At 69.3% G+C, this 15,429-nt stretch carries 15 protein-coding genes and 1 pseudogene; 10 read left to right on the forward strand and 6 right to left on the reverse strand.

Annotation, left to right across the window (positions count from 1 at the left end; all coding sequences use genetic code 11):
* Window positions 1–69 precede the first annotated feature (69 nt).
* Window positions 70–429 (reverse strand): winged helix-turn-helix transcriptional regulator, encoded by a 360-nt coding sequence (locus ACFWM2_RS06800; protein ID WP_383273729.1) that lies wholly within the window; start codon window positions 427–429, stop codon window positions 70–72.
* A gap of 96 nt (window positions 430–525) precedes the next feature.
* On the opposite strand from ACFWM2_RS06800, the gene ACFWM2_RS06805 reads away from it, so the two are divergent.
* Entirely contained in the window at window positions 526–1,407 is an 882-nt protein-coding gene (locus ACFWM2_RS06805; protein WP_383273731.1) for an NAD(P)-dependent oxidoreductase, read from the forward strand.
* A 548-nt stretch (window positions 1,408–1,955) separates the two neighbouring features.
* Here ACFWM2_RS06805 and ACFWM2_RS06810 read toward each other — a convergent pair.
* From ACFWM2_RS06810 to ACFWM2_RS06820, 3 genes are all read right to left on the reverse strand, one after another.
* On the reverse strand, window positions 1,956–2,246 hold the full coding sequence (locus tag ACFWM2_RS06810) for a hypothetical protein (RefSeq protein ID WP_383273733.1): 291 nt from the start codon (window positions 2,244–2,246) through the stop codon (window positions 1,956–1,958).
* Window positions 2,247–2,487: 241 nt separating this feature from the next.
* Window positions 2,488–3,120, reverse strand: a complete 633-nt coding sequence (locus tag ACFWM2_RS06815) for an HAD-IA family hydrolase (RefSeq protein ID WP_383273735.1) — start codon at window positions 3,118–3,120, stop codon at window positions 2,488–2,490.
* Window positions 3,121–3,154: 34 nt separating this feature from the next.
* A complete protein-coding gene (locus ACFWM2_RS06820; RefSeq protein ID WP_383273737.1) occupies window positions 3,155–4,357 on the reverse strand; it encodes an MFS transporter in 1,203 nt (400 codons plus the stop codon).
* 89 nt (window positions 4,358–4,446) lie between these two features.
* Between ACFWM2_RS06820 and ACFWM2_RS06825 the strand changes: the two genes are divergently transcribed.
* Window positions 4,447–5,208 carry a DeoR/GlpR family DNA-binding transcription regulator gene (locus ACFWM2_RS06825; RefSeq protein WP_383273739.1) on the forward strand — a complete coding sequence of 254 codons (762 nt, stop codon included), beginning with the start codon at window positions 4,447–4,449 and terminating at the stop codon, window positions 5,206–5,208.
* A gap of 234 nt (window positions 5,209–5,442) precedes the next feature.
* A complete protein-coding gene (locus ACFWM2_RS06830; RefSeq protein WP_383273741.1) occupies window positions 5,443–5,943 on the forward strand; it encodes a tetratricopeptide repeat protein in 501 nt (166 codons plus the stop codon).
* Window positions 5,944–6,035: 92 nt separating this feature from the next.
* On the opposite strand, the pseudogene ACFWM2_RS06835 reads toward ACFWM2_RS06830, so the two are convergent.
* Window positions 6,036–6,193 (reverse strand): annotated as a pseudogene (locus tag ACFWM2_RS06835) (IS5/IS1182 family transposase); the annotation flags it as partial.
* The gene (locus ACFWM2_RS06840; protein WP_383273743.1) at window positions 6,181–7,941 is read right to left on the reverse strand and encodes a PucR family transcriptional regulator; all 1,761 of its coding nucleotides are present in this window, start codon (window positions 7,939–7,941) and stop codon (window positions 6,181–6,183) included. The pseudogene ACFWM2_RS06835 and the gene ACFWM2_RS06840, both read right to left, overlap by 13 nt.
* 378 nt (window positions 7,942–8,319) lie before the next feature.
* Here ACFWM2_RS06840 and ACFWM2_RS06845 point away from each other — a divergent pair, with 378 nt between their 5' ends.
* The 7 genes from ACFWM2_RS06845 (at window position 8,320) to trxA (ending at window position 15,427) form a co-directional block, all read left to right on the forward strand.
* Complete coding sequence (locus ACFWM2_RS06845; protein ID WP_383273745.1) at window positions 8,320–8,457, forward strand: hypothetical protein; 138 nt, start codon at window positions 8,320–8,322, stop codon at window positions 8,455–8,457.
* Window positions 8,458–8,526: 69 nt separating this feature from the next.
* The gene (gene dnaK / locus ACFWM2_RS06850; RefSeq protein WP_383273747.1) at window positions 8,527–10,443 is read left to right on the forward strand and encodes a molecular chaperone DnaK; all 1,917 of its coding nucleotides are present in this window, start codon (window positions 8,527–8,529) and stop codon (window positions 10,441–10,443) included.
* Window positions 10,444–10,453: 10 nt separating this feature from the next.
* On the forward strand, window positions 10,454–11,038 hold the full coding sequence (gene grpE / locus ACFWM2_RS06855) for a nucleotide exchange factor GrpE (RefSeq protein ID WP_383273749.1): 585 nt from the start codon (window positions 10,454–10,456) through the stop codon (window positions 11,036–11,038).
* Window positions 11,039–11,044: 6 nt separating this feature from the next.
* The gene (locus ACFWM2_RS06860; protein WP_383273751.1) at window positions 11,045–11,974 is read left to right on the forward strand and encodes a DnaJ C-terminal domain-containing protein; all 930 of its coding nucleotides are present in this window, start codon (window positions 11,045–11,047) and stop codon (window positions 11,972–11,974) included.
* Window positions 11,974–12,342, forward strand: a complete 369-nt coding sequence (locus ACFWM2_RS06865; protein WP_383273753.1) for a chaperone modulator CbpM — start codon at window positions 11,974–11,976, stop codon at window positions 12,340–12,342. Before ACFWM2_RS06860 ends, ACFWM2_RS06865 begins: the two co-directional genes overlap by 1 nt.
* The gene (gene clpB / locus ACFWM2_RS06870) at window positions 12,333–14,972 is read left to right on the forward strand and encodes an ATP-dependent chaperone ClpB (RefSeq protein ID WP_383273755.1); all 2,640 of its coding nucleotides are present in this window, start codon (window positions 12,333–12,335) and stop codon (window positions 14,970–14,972) included. The genes ACFWM2_RS06865 and clpB overlap by 10 nt, the downstream gene beginning before the upstream one ends.
* A complete protein-coding gene (gene trxA, locus ACFWM2_RS06875; RefSeq protein ID WP_383273757.1) occupies window positions 14,969–15,427 on the forward strand; it encodes a thioredoxin in 459 nt (152 codons plus the stop codon). Before clpB ends, trxA begins: the two co-directional genes overlap by 4 nt.
* Window positions 15,428–15,429 lie beyond the last annotated feature (2 nt).

The raw sequence follows: 15,429 nt of genomic DNA on the forward strand, positions 1-15,429 counted from the left end.
TTGTCAGTGGCATTGGTCGACTTCCCGGTCGCCCGCCGAGGAAGGCCCAGAGTGAACGCCGGACCCTGATCATTGACGATCTGGCAGCCCTCGACTGGTCGGCCGCTCGCGACCCCAGGTGGCCAGCGGCTGGAGTGCGTCGTTGAGGCGCTTGCCGTCCTCGGTCAGTGAGTACTCGACGCGGGGCGGTACCTCGTCGTAGGCGACGCGGTGCACGACACCGTCCGCTTCCAGCTCACGCAGGTGAGAGGCCAGCACCTTCTCGGTGATCCCCGGAAGCAGTCGGCGCAGCTCGCCGAACCGACGGCAGGGGTGCTCGTGGAGCGCCCAGAGGATCAGCACCTTCCACTTGCCGCCGATCACCTCCATCGTGGTGTCGATCCCGCAGACGTGTCCGTCTGGTGTGCCCGGCCGGTTCAGCGTTGTCATGCCCCACCCTTCCGACGTGCTTGCTCACCCCGGGGTAACCACCCACTACCAAGTGCGTACTTGATCACCCCCGGACTTGCGACCAGCCTAATCGGCATGGCACAGAACACTGTTGAGAAGACTCCCATCACGCTGCTGGGCCTCGGCGCGATGGGCACGGCGCTGGCCCGGACCTGGCTTGCGGCCGGCCACCCGCTCACTGTCTGGAACCGCACCCCGGCCCGCGCCACGGCGCTCGCCGCCGAGGGGGCAGGGGCCGCGGACACCGCCGCTGAGGCGGTCGCAGCGAACACCCTTGTCATCGTCTGTCTGTTGGACGACACCTCGGTCGACGAGGTGCTGGCCGGCACCGACCTGGCCGACAGGGACCTGGTCAACCTGACCACCAGCACCCCTGCCCAGGCCCGCGTCCGCGCCGAGTGGGCCCGCGAGCGCGGCGCCCGCTACCTGGACGGCGGGATCATGGCCGTCCCTCCAATGATCGGAGTCCCGGAAGCCGGCGGCTACGTCTTCTACAGCGGCTCCCCAGAGCTGTTCGAGCGGCACCAGCAGACTCTGGGCGTCCCGGTCGGCACTACCTACGTCGGCGAGGACGCGGGCTTCGCGGCCCTGCACGACGTGGCCCTGCTCAGCGCCATGTACGGGATGTTCGCGGGTTCCGCGCACGCCTTCGCCCTGATTCGCAAGGAGGACATCGACCCCGCGGCGCTCGCCACGCTGCTCGCCGACTGGCTCGTCGCGATGGCCCCGGCAGTTCACCAGACCGCCGACCAGCTGCGAAGCGGTGACTACACCAAGGGTGTTGTCTCCAACCTCGCCATGCAGGTGGCCGGCACGCCGACCTTCCTGAGCACCGCCGAGCAGCAGGGGGTCAGCCCGGAAGTGCTCAGCCCCTACTTCGAGCTGATGCGGCGCCGCCTGGCCGACGGCAGCGGCAAGGAGGACCTGACAGGCGTGATCGACCTGCTGATGCACTGACCGGCGCCGGTGGCCCTTCTCCAGCCGAGTCCGGCCTGCGGCGAGTACCACCCGGTCGCCCGCGTTCAGGGCCAACAGCTCGGCCTCCTCCCGGCGGGCGCGCAGGTCCGGGTGGCCCTGCAGGAGGAGGCGGGCCAGCTCCCTCACCCCGTTCTCGGCGTTTTCCTCCACCCGCTCGTGGGGGAGGAGCAACGCTTCGGGACGGGAGAGAGAATCGGTGAGGGAAGTGAGGAAGGAAGCGGCACGGGCAAAGGGGGCAGCCGCCGCGGCGGCCGCATAGCCTGCGGTCATCGGGCTCTCGCCTTCCGGGCATGCGAATGGGTGGCACCTTCGACGCCAGGGATGAGAGCCCGACCCCACACCGGCGCGAGGGCGTAACGCCGCCCTCCGGCCTCACTCCGGCGCAGCCACGTCCGCCGTCACACCCCGGTCCGCGGCGCGAACAGTCCTGGCTCCGTCTCCGTCAACCAGCCCCGCTCAACCAGCCGTTTCAGCTTCGGCCGGAAGCCTTCCACCTTGTTCTTGTCGGTCGACAGACCCAACGCGGCCTACAGGTGATGCGCACGCATCGGATGCACTGCATCCGCGAGCACTTCGACGATGTCCTGGTACGAGCGCGGCAGCACCCCCACGGCCAGCCCGGGCGTCCTCTGCGGTACTAACCGCACCCCGACCGGCGACCCCTGCCCGAGAGGTCCCGCCTCTTCTCCCGCCTCCGGCTCCGACCCGGACTGGGGTTCCGTGACCGTCTCGTGGCCGGAAAGGGTCTCCGTCATCGTCTCCCGGCTGATCTCCAACCGGGACAGCACCATCTCCTGCTCGGCCAGATGTCCGGTCAACTCCTCGATCCGAGCGTGTAGTTCACCGAATCTTCTCCCGCGTGGCAGTCTCTCGCCGCCCGAGCTCCTCCAGCCATGACCCCATCCGTCACCCCCGAACTCCGGCCACCCGACACCGCGACGATCGAGCAACCAACCCCCGATCAGGAACCACGCAGGTCAAAGCTCTCTACAGGAGAGCCGCACCCGAATGCATATGCTGCTCTGACCTGCGTCCTTTCCCACTGCCTCATGTCAGGTGTCATTTCCACGTGGGTCGTCGAGTCGGCAGCCAGGTGTTGATGACGGCTGCCAGCTCGTCGCGATCGGTGAAGACGTGTCCGTTCATACCCATGGCCTGCGCGGCGCGTACGTTCTCCTCGCGGTCGTCGACGAAGAGGAAGTCGGTCGGGGCGGCCCGCATGGCGACGACGCAGTGATGGAAGGCTGCTGGGGCCGGCTTCGCCGCTTTGATCTTCCCGGAGAAGGCAACGTGGTCCAGATTGTGCAGCCAGGGCTGCGCCGTGAGGAAGGCGTCCGCGTGGTCCGAGGGGATGTTGGACAGCATGGCGACCTCGGCGCTGTCGCAGAGGGACTGGGCGTAGGCGACCATCTGGTCGTCGACGCGTGACCAACTGTCGATATCGGTGAGGCGCAGTTCCTCGATCGTGTCGGCGTCGACGGGGAGGGACAGCCAGCACAGTACGGCGGTCCAGTACTCGGGCGCGGACTGCTGGCCGGCATCATAGGGCGGGCGGCAGCCCCAGTAGGCCGTGGTGAATGCGTCGGTGGGTGCGTGACAGCGGGCGGCCATCATTTCCAGGGCGCCCGGACGTTGGTGGCGGGCGATAACCCCGAAGAGGTCGAACAGCACGATATTCCGGTCGGTGGACATGGTCGTGGGTTCCTCCGGATCCCGAGGGGCGCGTTCAGTGGCTGCTTGTCGCCGTCTCCCGCGTGCGATCGGATCCGGTGCGCAGGACCCCGGCGGCCGCAGCGGTGATCGCACACAGCAGCGTCAGCAGTACGAAGGCGTGGTTGAGGGCGACAACGTGGGTCAGCCAGCCGATGACAGCGGGGCCGGCGAGCATGCCGACGTAGCCGAGCCCGGCGACGCGAGAGACATTGGCCCCCGCAGCGGAGGGGTCGGCGTGCCCGGCCGCGCTGAACAGCTGAGGGACGCAGCCGGACAGCCCCAGACCGAAGAGCGCCCACCCCACGAACGCGGCCCATGTCCACGGGGAGATGGTCACGATCGTGATGCCGACGGCAGCCGTCGCCGCGCCGTGTCGCAGGATCGCCATGGACCCGAACCGGGCGACGAGGCGGTCGGCGAGCAGTCGGCCGATGGTCATGGTCGCCGCGAAGGTGCCGTACGCGAAGGCGGCAGTGCTCGCGGGTGCGCCGAGGACGTCCTTCAGGTGCAGCGCGCTCCAGTCGTTGGCGGCTCCCTCGCACAGCATGACCATCAGAGCCAGGGCCGCGAGGAGCCAGATGCGGCCGCGGGTGCTGCTGCGGTCGGCGGCCGGTGTGTGCTCCGCCTCCTCCGCGAAGGGGGTGTCGGCAGCGGTGGGTGTGGTCGGCAGCAGGGCGCGTGCCGACACCAGGGCGATCACGATGCCCAGCGTTCCCACGGCGGCCATGCTTGCGGCCGGGCTCAGGCCGGCGCTTGCCGTAGCCGCTCCGACAAGCGCGGCGAGGACGCCGCCGACCGAGAACGTGGCATGAAAGGCCGACATGACGGGCCGGCCATAAGCCTTCTCTACGTGCACGGCGTGGGCGTTCATGCTCACGTCCATGCAGCCGTTGCAGAAGCCGAAGGCCAGCAGGGCGCCTGCCAGCGTCCAGGGCTCCCGGGGAAGGCCGGGCAGCACCAGGGCCACGCTGCACAGCACCCCGGCGGCGGGGACGACTATGCGCGCCCCGAGACCGTCGGTCAGACGCCCGGCCACCTGCATACCGATGAAGGCCCCCAGGCCCAGCAGCATTAGCAGCGCCCCGAGCGTCGCGTGACTGATGCCCACGCGCTCCTCGATGGCGGGGATGTTCACCACCCAGGTGCCCATCACAGTGCCGCAAAGGATGAAGTAGGCAACGGTTGCCACTCGGGCGGCTCGAAGCGAATCATTCATAAAAACCACCGTAACGAACATCGGAAGCGATTGAATACTGTCACTTCGCACACATTGACTGTTCGTTTGGCGGGGTGTTCAATCGCGGTATGAGCAACGCAGACCGGCACGGGATGATCGCGCAGGCCGTCAGAGAGTTGGGAAGGATCACGGTCCAGGAGCTCGTCGACCTGACCGGCGCCTCCGAGATGACCATCCGGCGCGACCTCGACGCACTGGCCGCGCAAGGCGTCCTTGAGCGCGTCCGCGGCGGGGCGCGCACCCTGCTGCTCAGGGGCGAGGAGCCGCCCTTCGCGCTGCGTGCTCACGAGGCCGTCGACGCCAAGCGCCGTATCGCGGCCGAGGTGTCCTCGCTCATCGCTGACGGCGAGACCGTCCTCCTCGACAGCGGCACCACCTGCCTGGAGATCGCCCACCTGCTGCGCCGGCGGCCGGTGACTGTGATGCCCCTGTCCTTGCAGGCCATTCATGTACTCGGCGAGGGCCCGGGTCCGTCCAAACTGATGGTGCCCGGCGGGCAGCCTCGTGCCGCCGAGGGAGCTCTTACCGGCCCCCTCACCCTCGCGTCCCTGGCGGCACTGCGCTTCGACACCGCCGTCATGGGCTGCTGTGGTCTGAGCGCAGCAGAGGGCCTGACCGCCTACGACCTCGATGACGCAGCCGTGAAGAAGGCCGGCATCGCCTCCACGCGCCGCATCATCGTCGCCGCCGACGGCAGCAAGCTCGGCCACACCGCCTACGCCCACGTCGGCCCCGCCACACTGCTGCACACCCTCGTCACCGACATCACAGCAGCCGCCGACGAGGTCACCGCGCTCGAAAACGTCGGCACCGTCGTCAAGGCCGTCTGACAAGACGACCCGCGCCCACGGTCTTCATCAAGAACGGTTGGGCGCACGCACAATGCCGTGCACGAGGGGATCCACACACGGCGAGATCGCAAGGGCTACGAGGTCTCGAAGGACCAGGTCATCGCTGTCCTGGAGGGGGAGCTGGGGGAGGCTCCACCACGCATCCGTATATCCACTTCGAAGAACCCCGCCCGCTGCTCAAACGGACGCTTGCCCGGCTGCAACGATGCATACATGAGCGACACTACAAAAAATGATCTGCTCGAAGCGGCTGTCCGTCTGCGTGAGCAAGGGCACCCCCAAGCGGCCCAAGGCCAGCTGCTGACCCTTGCCGCCGAGTATCCCGACGACGTCCAGGTGGCTTACCAGACGGCTTGGACCCACGACGTGCTGGGCCTTGAGGCCGAAGCCGTTGCATTCTACGAACGAAGCCTCAACAGAGAAGGACTGGCCCCGGAAGAGCGTCGCGGCGCGTTCCTCGGGCTTGGAAGCACGTACCGAATCCTCGGCCGCTACCCCGAAGCCGTTGACACGCTTCGTCGGGGCCTTACCGAATTTCCCGAAGATGGTGCACTACAGACCTTCCTCGCCATGGCCTTGTTCAATACGAGCCATCACCACGATGCCATGCAGATCTTGCTGAAGATCATCGCAACAACAAGCAACGACCCCTACATTCGGCAGTATCGGCGAGCCATCGAGCACTACGGGGCAGACCTCAACGACACGGTCTGAGGGAAATCCACCAGCCGATCCCAGACCGGCTGGTGGATCTCAAACACTCCCTGAGCCCTTCAGCGTTGCCCCTCCAGGGTGAGGACGAGGACGGCCTCGGCGAGGGCGCGGTTGACGGTGCCCTGTGTGGGGGGAGTTCGCCGCCGGGTGGTCGTTTGAGGCCGGTGGTGCCCCAGTGGCCGGCGCCATGTAGGCAGGCACGGTCGGCCAGGATGGGGACGCCCTGTCGCTCGCAGATCAGCGCCGCCCGCCCAGGATGATCTTCCAGACGCGCGTTGCCACCTGCAGATTGAGCCGGGTGTCCACATCCGCCAGGTCGCGGTCGCTGATCTCACGGATGCGCTGAAGCCGGTAGCGCAGGGTGCTGCGGTGGACCGTCAGCGCGGCGGCCGCATCGTCGTAGTTGCCTCCGCAGTCGAAGTAGCGCGAGAGCGTCTCCACCAACTCCGTGTCGTGCTCTGCGTCGTAGTCGATCAGCTGGCCGAGCCACTCTCGCACGAAGCCTTCGAGCTCCCGGAGATCGTTGCCGGGCCCAAGGATCCGGTACAGCCCGAGGTCGTCGAAGAACGTCGTCCCGCTGCGCTGGCGGGAGTTCTGCCGCACGTCCAGGGCCCGCAGTGCCTCCTGATAGCAGCGGGGAACGCCGCCCGGGGAGTCGCAGCGGGTGCTCACCCCGATCGCTCCGTCGGGCGTCCCCAGCTCATGGGCCAGCGCCGCGTGCACGGCATCGTCGTTGGGCCTTGCTTCGGTCAGCAGGACCACCCGGTCGCCCCGACGGGTGATCAGCGGACGGGCCGCCGTGGTGGCCGTCGCTTGCTCGACGGCACGGGTGAAGGAGTCGTCAGGGGCGTTGCCCGGCCAGTGCACCACGACCACGTATTGGGTACGTTGCAGGTCGTGGCCGACGGCTTCGGCCCGGGCGTAGGCGCTCGTCTCGTCAGTGCCCTCCAGCAGGTCGTCGATCAGCTGGCGGCGCAGCCGCAGTTCGACCTCGATGATCTCGCGCATATGCATGAGCTCCTGGGCGAGCGACTGCTGGGCGTGATCCAAGGCGAACATGGTGTGCTCGTCGGCCCTCGCCTCGGGGTCCTCGAGGGCGAGTACGCCGAGGAGGTCGCCGCGTGGCCGGGCCAGGGCGATCAGCCGGTCCTTGACTTTGACCGGGCCCGCCTCGCGCGCGACCTGCCGCAACATCTCCTCCTGGTGGGTCGAGGACCGAACCGGATAGGGGTCGGGCCGGTCGGGACCGGCCCAGGACCTCAGGTTGCCGAACCGGTCCTCGATGAGTGCCGACAGCCCGGTGAGCTCGTACAGCGCTTGGGTGATGGCGTCCTCGCCGCCGCCCCGGGCAGCGATACGGGCGAGGGTCTCGTGCACGGTCTTCTGCAGGTGCAGCTGGGCGCGCATTGTGTCCAACTGCCGCAGTGCGGTGTCCCGTTCGGTGCGAAGTCGGCTCAGTTCGCCGGCGTTGTCGTGGTGCGCGGAGCGAGTGGCCGCCAGTGACAGGGCCGCCGATGTAAGCCTCACGAGGGTCGAGAGGAGGAAGTGTCCCCGCTCATCGGGCCCGGAGTGGGAGGAGACCACGATGTAGCCGAGCAGACCGCCGGCCCCGCGCAGGCCGAACGCCCAATTCCAGGGCCGCTCTGCTGGGGATACGGAGCCGTCAGCCTCGCCCAGCTCCTTCATCCGTGCGTCGTCGACCGTTGGCGCTCCCGCGTCGTGGCCGGGGACGCGGGACAAACCGTGGCCCGTCGCGAGGTATCCGGCCTCGGCGTGGTAGGGACCAAGGGCACTGACGTGCCGCATGGCCAACCGCACGATCTCGCTCTGCTCCGCGCAGGTGAACAGGGTGTGGGACAGCACCAGCAGCCCGTGTGGGTCCAGCGCGGCGAGCGGACGGGGGTCGTGCCATTCGGTGCCCGCTGTGCTGCTCGGGTGGCGGGTCGCTTCCTGGTCGGAGAGGTGAGGGGACAGCCTCCTTGACGGATGGCGGGCCATGGATCACTCCGTTCTCCTCCGGTCGTCGGAGGCGATCGAGCGAGTCGTGGGATCCACGCCTGGGCGATCCCTGAGCACCCAGCCTAGGCAAGGCCATCCGACTTGTCCGAATTTGAGCCTTGTGCTCGTGGACCGACCGACTGCGTCGATTTCTGACCTGCCGGATGCAGGCGGGGCGGGCTGCTCTCTTGCCACTCTGGGCTTGTCAGGGATCGCCGGGCGCACCGGTGGCCGTGGCAGGAAGGACTGGCTCATGAACGAGCAAGCCACTGCTCCTCGCCTGGTTCGGGCTGTTTCGGAGCATTCGTCAGCGCTCTGCTCGGCCTGCTGGTGCACGCGGCCCAGCGTGGCCGCCCGGACTTCGCCACGGTGAGTTTCATGCAACCCAGCCGGTACGACGACGCGGTCGCCGAGGCGGTGCAGCTTCTGGCCGAGCTGCCCAGCGGGCCCGCCATCAGCACGAGCAGCGGATCTCGGAAGAGCAACCGCCCGCGGAGCGGTCCCGCCGTCACCTGACCGAGTGCGGACGACAGGGCGTGACTCCGAGTGGCAAACGGGGACCGCCCGTCGCGGAAGGAGTTCCTCATGGCCAAGGCAGTAGGCATCGACCTGGGCACCACGAACTCGGTGATCGCCGTCTGGGAGGGCGGCGAGTCGACAGTCGTACCCAACAGCGAGGGCAACCGCACTACACCGTCCGTGGTGGCCTTCACCGACACCGGCGAGCGCCTGGTGGGCCAGCTGGCCCGCCGCCAGGCGATTCTCAACCCCAAGGGCACCATCTCCTCAGCCAAGCGGTTCATCGGCCGGCACTTCGACGAGGTCTCCGAAGAGGCCAAGGCCGTCTCGTACGACGTGGTCGAGGGAGACGGCGGCGCCGCCCGCTTCAAGGTGCGCGACAAGCTCTACGCGCCCGAGGAGATCAGCGCGCAGGTGCTGCGCAAGCTCGCCGACGACGCCTCCAAGCAGCTGGGAGAGCGGGTCACGGAGGCGGTCATCACGGTGCCCGCCTACTTCAACGACGCCCAGCGCACCGCTACCAAGGACGCCGGGCGGATCGCCGGTCTGGAAGTGCTGCGGATCATCAACGAGCCGACGGCGGCCGCCCTCGCCTACGGCGTGGACAAGAAGCAGCACGAGACGGTGCTCGTCTTCGACCTGGGCGGCGGCACCTTCGACGTCAGCATCCTCGACGTCGGCGACGGCGTGGTGGAGGTGCGGTCCACAGCGGGCGACAGCCATCTGGGCGGCGACGACTTCGACCGCCGGCTGGTCGACCAGCTCGCCGACGGCTTCCAGAAGGAGAACGGCATCGACCTGCGCCAGGACCCGCAGGCGCTGCAACGTCTGTTCGAGGCCGCCGAGAAGGCCAAGACCGAGCTCAGCTCGGTGACCCAGACGCAGGTCAGCCTGCCGTTCATCACGGCCGACGCCTCCGGGCCCAAGCATCTGACCACGACGATCATGCGGTCCACGTTCGAGCAGATCACCGGCGACCTGGTGGAGCGCTGCCTGGGCCCGGTGCGGCAGGCCATGGACGACGCCAAGGTCAGTGACAACGACGTCGACGAGGTCATCCTCGTCGGCGGGTCCACCCGCATCCCCGCCGTCCAGGCCCTGGTGCGCAGGCTGACCGGCGGCAAGGAACCCAACATGAGCGTCAACCCCGACGAGGTCGTGGCGATGGGAGCCGCGATCCAGGCCGGGGTCCTCAAGGGCGAGGTCAAGGACGTCCTGCTGCTCGATGTCACCCCGTTGTCGCTGGGTGTGGAGACACGCGGCGGCGTGATGACGAAGATCGTCGAGCGGAACACCACCATCCCGGTGCGCCGCACCGAGACCTTCTCCACCGCCGAGGACAACCAGCCCGCTGTCGACGTCGTCGTCCTTCAGGGCGAGCGTGAGAGGGCTTCCGACAACCGGGTCCTGGGTCGCTTCCAGCTCACCGACATCCGCCCCGCGCCGCGCGGCGAGCCGCAGGTCGAGGTCACCTTCGACGTCGACGCCAACGGCATCCTCAACGTCACCGCGCGGGACAAGGACACCGGCAAGGAGCAGGGCATCACCATCAGCGAGAGCTCCAACCTCGACCACAGCGAGGTCGAGCGGATGGTCCAGGAGGCCGAACACAACCGCGGCCAGGACCAGGCCCTGCGCGAGGCGGTCGACGCCCGCAACGAACTGGACGCCATCGCCTACCAGGTCGAAAAGCGCCTCGGCGAGCTCGGCGACGCCGCGCCCGCTCATGAGAAGGCCCGCGCCGAGATGCTGGTGGCCGAGGCCCGCGAGGCGGTCAAGAACGAGGCCGGGGTGGACAAGACCCGGCCGCTGGCATCCGAACTCCAGCAGGTCTTCGCGGGCCTCGCGGCCCACCAGGCGGGAGCCGCCGCGGGCGGTCCCGCGGGCACCGGCTCACCGGACGGATCCGGCCCCGGCGGGACCGCGCCGAACGGTGGCGGGAGCGACGACGATGTGATCGACGCCGAGTTCGACAAGGGCTGAGGTGCCTGCCATGGCCATCCCACCCCGGGGCCGAGAGCCCGACCCGCCGCCGGAAGGCGCCGTACAGCCGCCGCGTGGAAGCCTTACGCAGCCTGGACCGCCGACCGAGGAGGCCGAGCCGGGGCCCGACGCCGCAACCGGTACTGCCTCATCCGACGACGAATACGCGGCCGCGCTGCGAGAGGCCGAGGACAGCTGGCGCCGCGCCCTGGCCGACCTCGACAACCTGCGCAAACGCCACGCCAGGGAGCTGGAGCGGGAGGCCACGGCCGAACGCGCCCGTACGGCTGCGGCCTTCCTGCCCGTCGTCGACAACCTGGAACTTGCCCTGAGTCACGCGGCCGCCGACCCCGGTGCGATCGTCGAAGGTGTCCGGGCTGTGCGTGACCAGGCCGTGAACGTCCTGGAGCGGCTGGGCTACCCGCGCCACGCAGAGACAGGCGTGTCGTTCGACCCGGCCCGGCACGAGGTGGTCGGGGTGGTCCAGGATCCCGACGCCGATCCGAACACGGTGGTCCAGGTGCTGCGACCCGGCTACGGGGAGGCCGAGCGGCAGCTGAGGCCTGCCGCCGTGACCGTAGCCAAGCGGGAGTGACCGTCCATGGCACGCGACTTCTACGAGGTGCTCGGCGTTCCGCGCACCGCCGACCGGGACGAGATCCAGCGGGCCTACCGCGCCCTGGCCCGCAGGTACCACCCCGACGTCAACAAGGACCCCCAGGCGGAGGAGCGGTTCAAGGAGATCAACGATGCCTTCAGCGTCCTGTCCGATCCGGAGCAGCGAGCCCGGTACGACCGCTTCGGCGAGGACTTCCGGAAGATCCCGGAGGACTGGGACGAGCGGGTCGCTGCCGGCGCCGGCAGTGGCTCCCGGTGGAGCACCGGCGGCGGTCCCCGGGTGCGGTACTCCACGGCAGGCTTCGGGGGCGAGGGCGTCGACGTGGAGGATCTGTTCGGCTCGCTGTTCGGCGGCGCCGGGCGGACGCGCGTGCCCGGCGCCGACCAGGAGGCCGAACTGCCGCTCACCGTCGAGGAGGCCTATCGGGGCGGCCGCCGTACGGTCACCCTCGCCGGGCCGGCCGGGCAGCGGCGCTACGAGGTCGACGTGCCGCCCGGCACCACCGACGGGCAACGCATCCGGCTGGCCGGGGAGGGCGGGCGCGGGAGCGGCGACGACGCTCCCGCCGGGGACCTGTACCTGAGGGTGCGGATCCAGCCGCACCCCGAGTTCCGCCTCGACGGCAGGAACATCCACGTGAGGCTTCCGGTCACCCCGTGGGAGGCGGCGCTGGGCGCGACCGTGCCGGTGCGCACGCCGAGCGGCGCCACGGCGAAGGTGACCGTGCCCGCCGGATCCTCCAGCGGACGGCGCCTGCGGCTGCGCGGCGAGGGCATGCCGAACCCGCGCGGCGCGAACGGAGACCTGTACGCGGAGCTGCGGATCATGGTGCCGCCCCGGCTGAACGACCGGGAGCGCGAGCTGCTGGAGGAACTTGCCGCTGTCTCCTCGTTCGACCCCAGGAGGACCTGATGACCGACCGACCGGCCGAGGCCCGCCCGTCCCACGCACGCACGACCGAGGTGGGCGTGCAGTACGCGATCGTGCCCGTGCCCATGCTCTCCCTGGCGACCGTGGCCCACCGCTCAGGCCTCCATCCCGACCTGATCCGTCGGTTCGTCGCCCTCGGACTGGTGGACGCCGGCCGCGACGCCTCCGGACGGCTGGTGTTCGCCCCCACCGCCCCGGCCGCCCTGGCCCGCGTTCAGCGGCTGCGCACCGGGCTGTGCCTGAACTACGCATCCATCGGTCTGGTGCTCGACCTGCTCGACCGCATCAGCTTGCTCGAAGCCGCGCTGCGGCGTGTCGGCACGAGGAGTGATCTACCACCATGGACATGAACCGCCTGACCCAGAAGTCCCAGGAAGCCCTGCAGGAGGCCCAGAGCGCCGCCGGCCGCCTGGGCCACACCGAGGTCGACGGCGAGCATCTGCTGCTCGCCCTCCTCGACCAGGAGGAGGGCCTGATCCCGCGGCTGATCCAGCAGGCGGGCACCGAGCCCAAAGAGCTGCGCGCGGCCGTACGCGAGGAGCTCTCCCGCCGGCCCAAGGTGACCGGCCCGGGCGCGGAGCCCGGCCAGGTCTTCGTCACCCAGCGCCTGGCCCGGCTGCTGGACGCGGCCGAGCGGGAGGCCAAACGCCTCAAGGACGAGTACGTGTCAGTCGAACACCTACTGCTGGGCCTGGCCGAGGAGGGCTCGGCGACCGCCGCCGGGCGCCTGCTGAAGGAGCACGGCGTGACCCAGGAATCCTTCCTCGGCGCGCTCACCCAGATCCGCGGCAACCAGCGCGTGACCTCCGCCAACCCCGAGGTGGCCTATGAGGCCCTGGAGAAGTACGGCCGTGACCTGGTCGCCGAGGCCCGGTCGGGGCGGCTCGACCCCGTCATCGGCCGGGACGCCGAGATCCGCCGCATCACCCAGATCCTCAGCCGCAAGACCAAGAACAACCCCGTCCTGATCGGCGACCCCGGCGTCGGCAAGACCGCCATCGCGGAGGGTCTGGCCCAGCGCATCGTGCGCGGTGACGTGCCCGAGGGCCTGCGCGACAAGACGGTGTTCGCCCTCGACATGGGCTCGCTCGTGGCGGGCGCCAAGTACCGCGGCGAGTTCGAGGAACGCCTCAAGGCGGTACTCAGCGAGGTCAGGGCCGCCGAGGGGCGGATCCTGCTCTTCGTCGACGAGTTGCACACCGTCGTCGGCGCGGGCGCCGCCGAGGGTGCCATGGACGCGGGCAACATGCTCAAGCCCATGCTGGCACGCGGCGAACTGCACATGATCGGCGCGACCACCCTGGACGAGTACCGCAAGCACATCGAGAAGGACGCCGCCCTCGAACGCCGCTTCCAGCAGGTCCTGGTCGACGAGCCGAGCGTGGAGGACACCATCTCCATCCTGCGCGGCCTGCGCGAACGCCTGGAGGTCTTCCACGGCGTCAAGATCCAGGACACCGCGCTGGTCTCTGCGGCCACCCTCAGCCACCGCTACATCACCGACCGTTTCCTGCCCGACAAGGCCATCGACCTCGTCGACGAGGCGTGCGCCCGGCTGCGTACAGAGATCGACTCGATGCCCGCCGAACTCGACGAGATCACCCGGCGCGTCACCCGCCTGGAGATCGAGGAGGCGGCCCTGTCCAAGGAGACCGACCCCGCCAGCAAAACCCGCCTGGAGGAGCTGCGCAGGGAACTGGCCGACCTGCGCGGCGAGGCCGACGCCAAACACGCTCAGTGGGAGGCCGAACGGCAGGCGATCCGCCGCGTGCAGGAACTGCGCCAGGAACTGGAGCAAGTCCGCCACGAGGCGGAGGAGGCCGAACGCGCCTACGACCTCAACCGCGCCGCCGAACTCCGCTACGGCCGCCTCCAGGAACTGGAGCGCCGGTTCGCCGCAGAGGAGGAGCAACTCGCCGCCAAACAAGGGCAGAACCCGCTGCTGCGCGAGGTTGTCACCGAGGAGGAGATCGCCGAGATCGTCGCCGCCTGGACCGGCATCCCCGTCGCCCGCCTCCAGGAGGGCGAACGCGAGAAACTGCTGCGCCTCGACGAGATCCTGCGCGAACGCGTCATCGGCCAGGACGAGGCCGTCAAGCTCGTCACCGACGCCATCATCCGCGCCCGCTCCGGCATCCGCGACCCGCGCCGCCCCATCGGCTCGTTCATCTTCCTCGGCCCCACCGGCGTCGGGAAGACCGAGCTGTCCAAGACCCTCGCCCGGACCCTGTTCGACTCCGAGGAGAACATGGTCCGCCTCGACATGAGCGAGTACCAGGAGCGGCACACCGTCAGCCGGCTCATGGGCGCACCGCCCGGATACATCGGCTACGAGGAAGGCGGCCAGCTCACCGAGGCCGTGCGCCGCAAGCCGTACTCGGTCGTACTGTTCGACGAGATCGAGAAGGCGCACACCGATGTCTTCAACACTCTGCTGCAGGTCCTCGATGACGGTCGCATCACCGATGCTCAGGGCCGCACGGTCGACTTCCGCAACACCGTGATCATCATGACGTCCAACATCGGCTCCGAGCACCTCCTCGACGGCGCCACCGTCGAGGGTGAGATCAAGCCCGACGCCCGCGCCCTGGTGATGGGCGAACTGCGCGGGCACTTCCGCCCGGAGTTCCTCAACCGCGTCGACGACATCGTGCTGTTCAAGCCGCTCGGTGAGCAGCAGATCGAGCGGATCGTGGAGCTGCAGTTCGACGAGCTGCGGCAGCGGGTCGCCGAGCGCCGCATCACCGTCGAACTCACCGAAGCAGCACGCGAGGTGATCGCCCACCAGGGCTACGACCCGGTGTACGGGGCCCGGCCGCTGCGGCGTTACATCTCCCACGAGGTCGAGACACTCGTCGGGCGAGCCCTGCTGCGCGGCGACGTCCAGGACGGCGCGAAGATCCGCGTCGACGCCGAGCACGGAGAACTGGTGGTCACCTACGACCAGCCCGAGGACGTGACGGGAGCGAGGGCGGCATGAGTACCCTGCAAGCCACCAACGTCACCTGCCCGCACTGCGGGCGCACCAACCGGGTACCCGTGGCCGCCGAGGGCCGTCCCAGGTGCGGCAACTGCAAGCAGCCTCTGCCGTGGATGGCCGACGCGGGCGACGACGACTTCACCGAGGTTGTCGAGCAGGCCACCGTGCCCGTCGTCGTCGACCTGTGGGCCACCTGGTGCGGCCCCTGCCGCATGGTGAGCCCCGCGCTGGAGCAGGTCGCCGCCGATCTCGCGGGAACGATCAAACTGGTCAAGGTCGACATCGACAAGAACCCGCGCCTGGCGCGACGGTTCGAGGTCCAGGCCGTACCGACGCTGCTGGTCCTCGACAAAGGACAGACCATCGCCCGGCAGGCGGGTGCCGCACCTGCCCCTGCCCTGCGGCAGTGGGTGGAGCAGTCGATCGCCGGCCGCGAACCGGCCGGGAAAGGATGATC

Source organism: Streptomyces sp. NPDC058371 (genome assembly GCF_042723265.1).
Taxonomy (GTDB): domain Bacteria; phylum Actinomycetota; class Actinomycetes; order Streptomycetales; family Streptomycetaceae; genus Streptomyces.

Excerpts from the sequence above, each read along its gene's own strand:
- ACFWM2_RS06800 (WP_383273729.1), bottom strand. The coding sequence starts at position 429 with ATGACAACGCTGAACCGGCCGGGCACACCAGACGGACACGTCTGCGGG.
- ACFWM2_RS06805 (WP_383273731.1), top strand. The coding sequence starts at position 526 with ATGGCACAGAACACTGTTGAGAAGACTCCCATCACGCTGCTGGGCCTC.
- ACFWM2_RS06815 (WP_383273735.1), bottom strand. The coding sequence starts at position 3,120 with ATGTCCACCGACCGGAATATCGTGCTGTTCGACCTCTTCGGGGTTATC.
- ACFWM2_RS06820 (WP_383273737.1), bottom strand. The coding sequence starts at position 4,357 with ATGAATGATTCGCTTCGAGCCGCCCGAGTGGCAACCGTTGCCTACTTC.
- ACFWM2_RS06825 (WP_383273739.1), top strand. The coding sequence starts at position 4,447 with ATGAGCAACGCAGACCGGCACGGGATGATCGCGCAGGCCGTCAGAGAG.
- ACFWM2_RS06830 (WP_383273741.1), top strand. The coding sequence starts at position 5,443 with ATGAGCGACACTACAAAAAATGATCTGCTCGAAGCGGCTGTCCGTCTG.
- ACFWM2_RS06840 (WP_383273743.1), bottom strand. The coding sequence starts at position 7,941 with ATGGCCCGCCATCCGTCAAGGAGGCTGTCCCCTCACCTCTCCGACCAG.
- ACFWM2_RS06845 (WP_383273745.1), top strand. The coding sequence starts at position 8,320 with ATGCAACCCAGCCGGTACGACGACGCGGTCGCCGAGGCGGTGCAGCTT.
- dnaK (WP_383273747.1), top strand. The coding sequence starts at position 8,527 with ATGGCCAAGGCAGTAGGCATCGACCTGGGCACCACGAACTCGGTGATC.
- grpE (WP_383273749.1), top strand. The coding sequence starts at position 10,454 with ATGGCCATCCCACCCCGGGGCCGAGAGCCCGACCCGCCGCCGGAAGGC.
- ACFWM2_RS06860 (WP_383273751.1), top strand. The coding sequence starts at position 11,045 with ATGGCACGCGACTTCTACGAGGTGCTCGGCGTTCCGCGCACCGCCGAC.
- ACFWM2_RS06865 (WP_383273753.1), top strand. The coding sequence starts at position 11,974 with ATGACCGACCGACCGGCCGAGGCCCGCCCGTCCCACGCACGCACGACC.
- clpB (WP_383273755.1), top strand. The coding sequence starts at position 12,333 with ATGGACATGAACCGCCTGACCCAGAAGTCCCAGGAAGCCCTGCAGGAG.
- trxA (WP_383273757.1), top strand. The coding sequence starts at position 14,969 with ATGAGTACCCTGCAAGCCACCAACGTCACCTGCCCGCACTGCGGGCGC.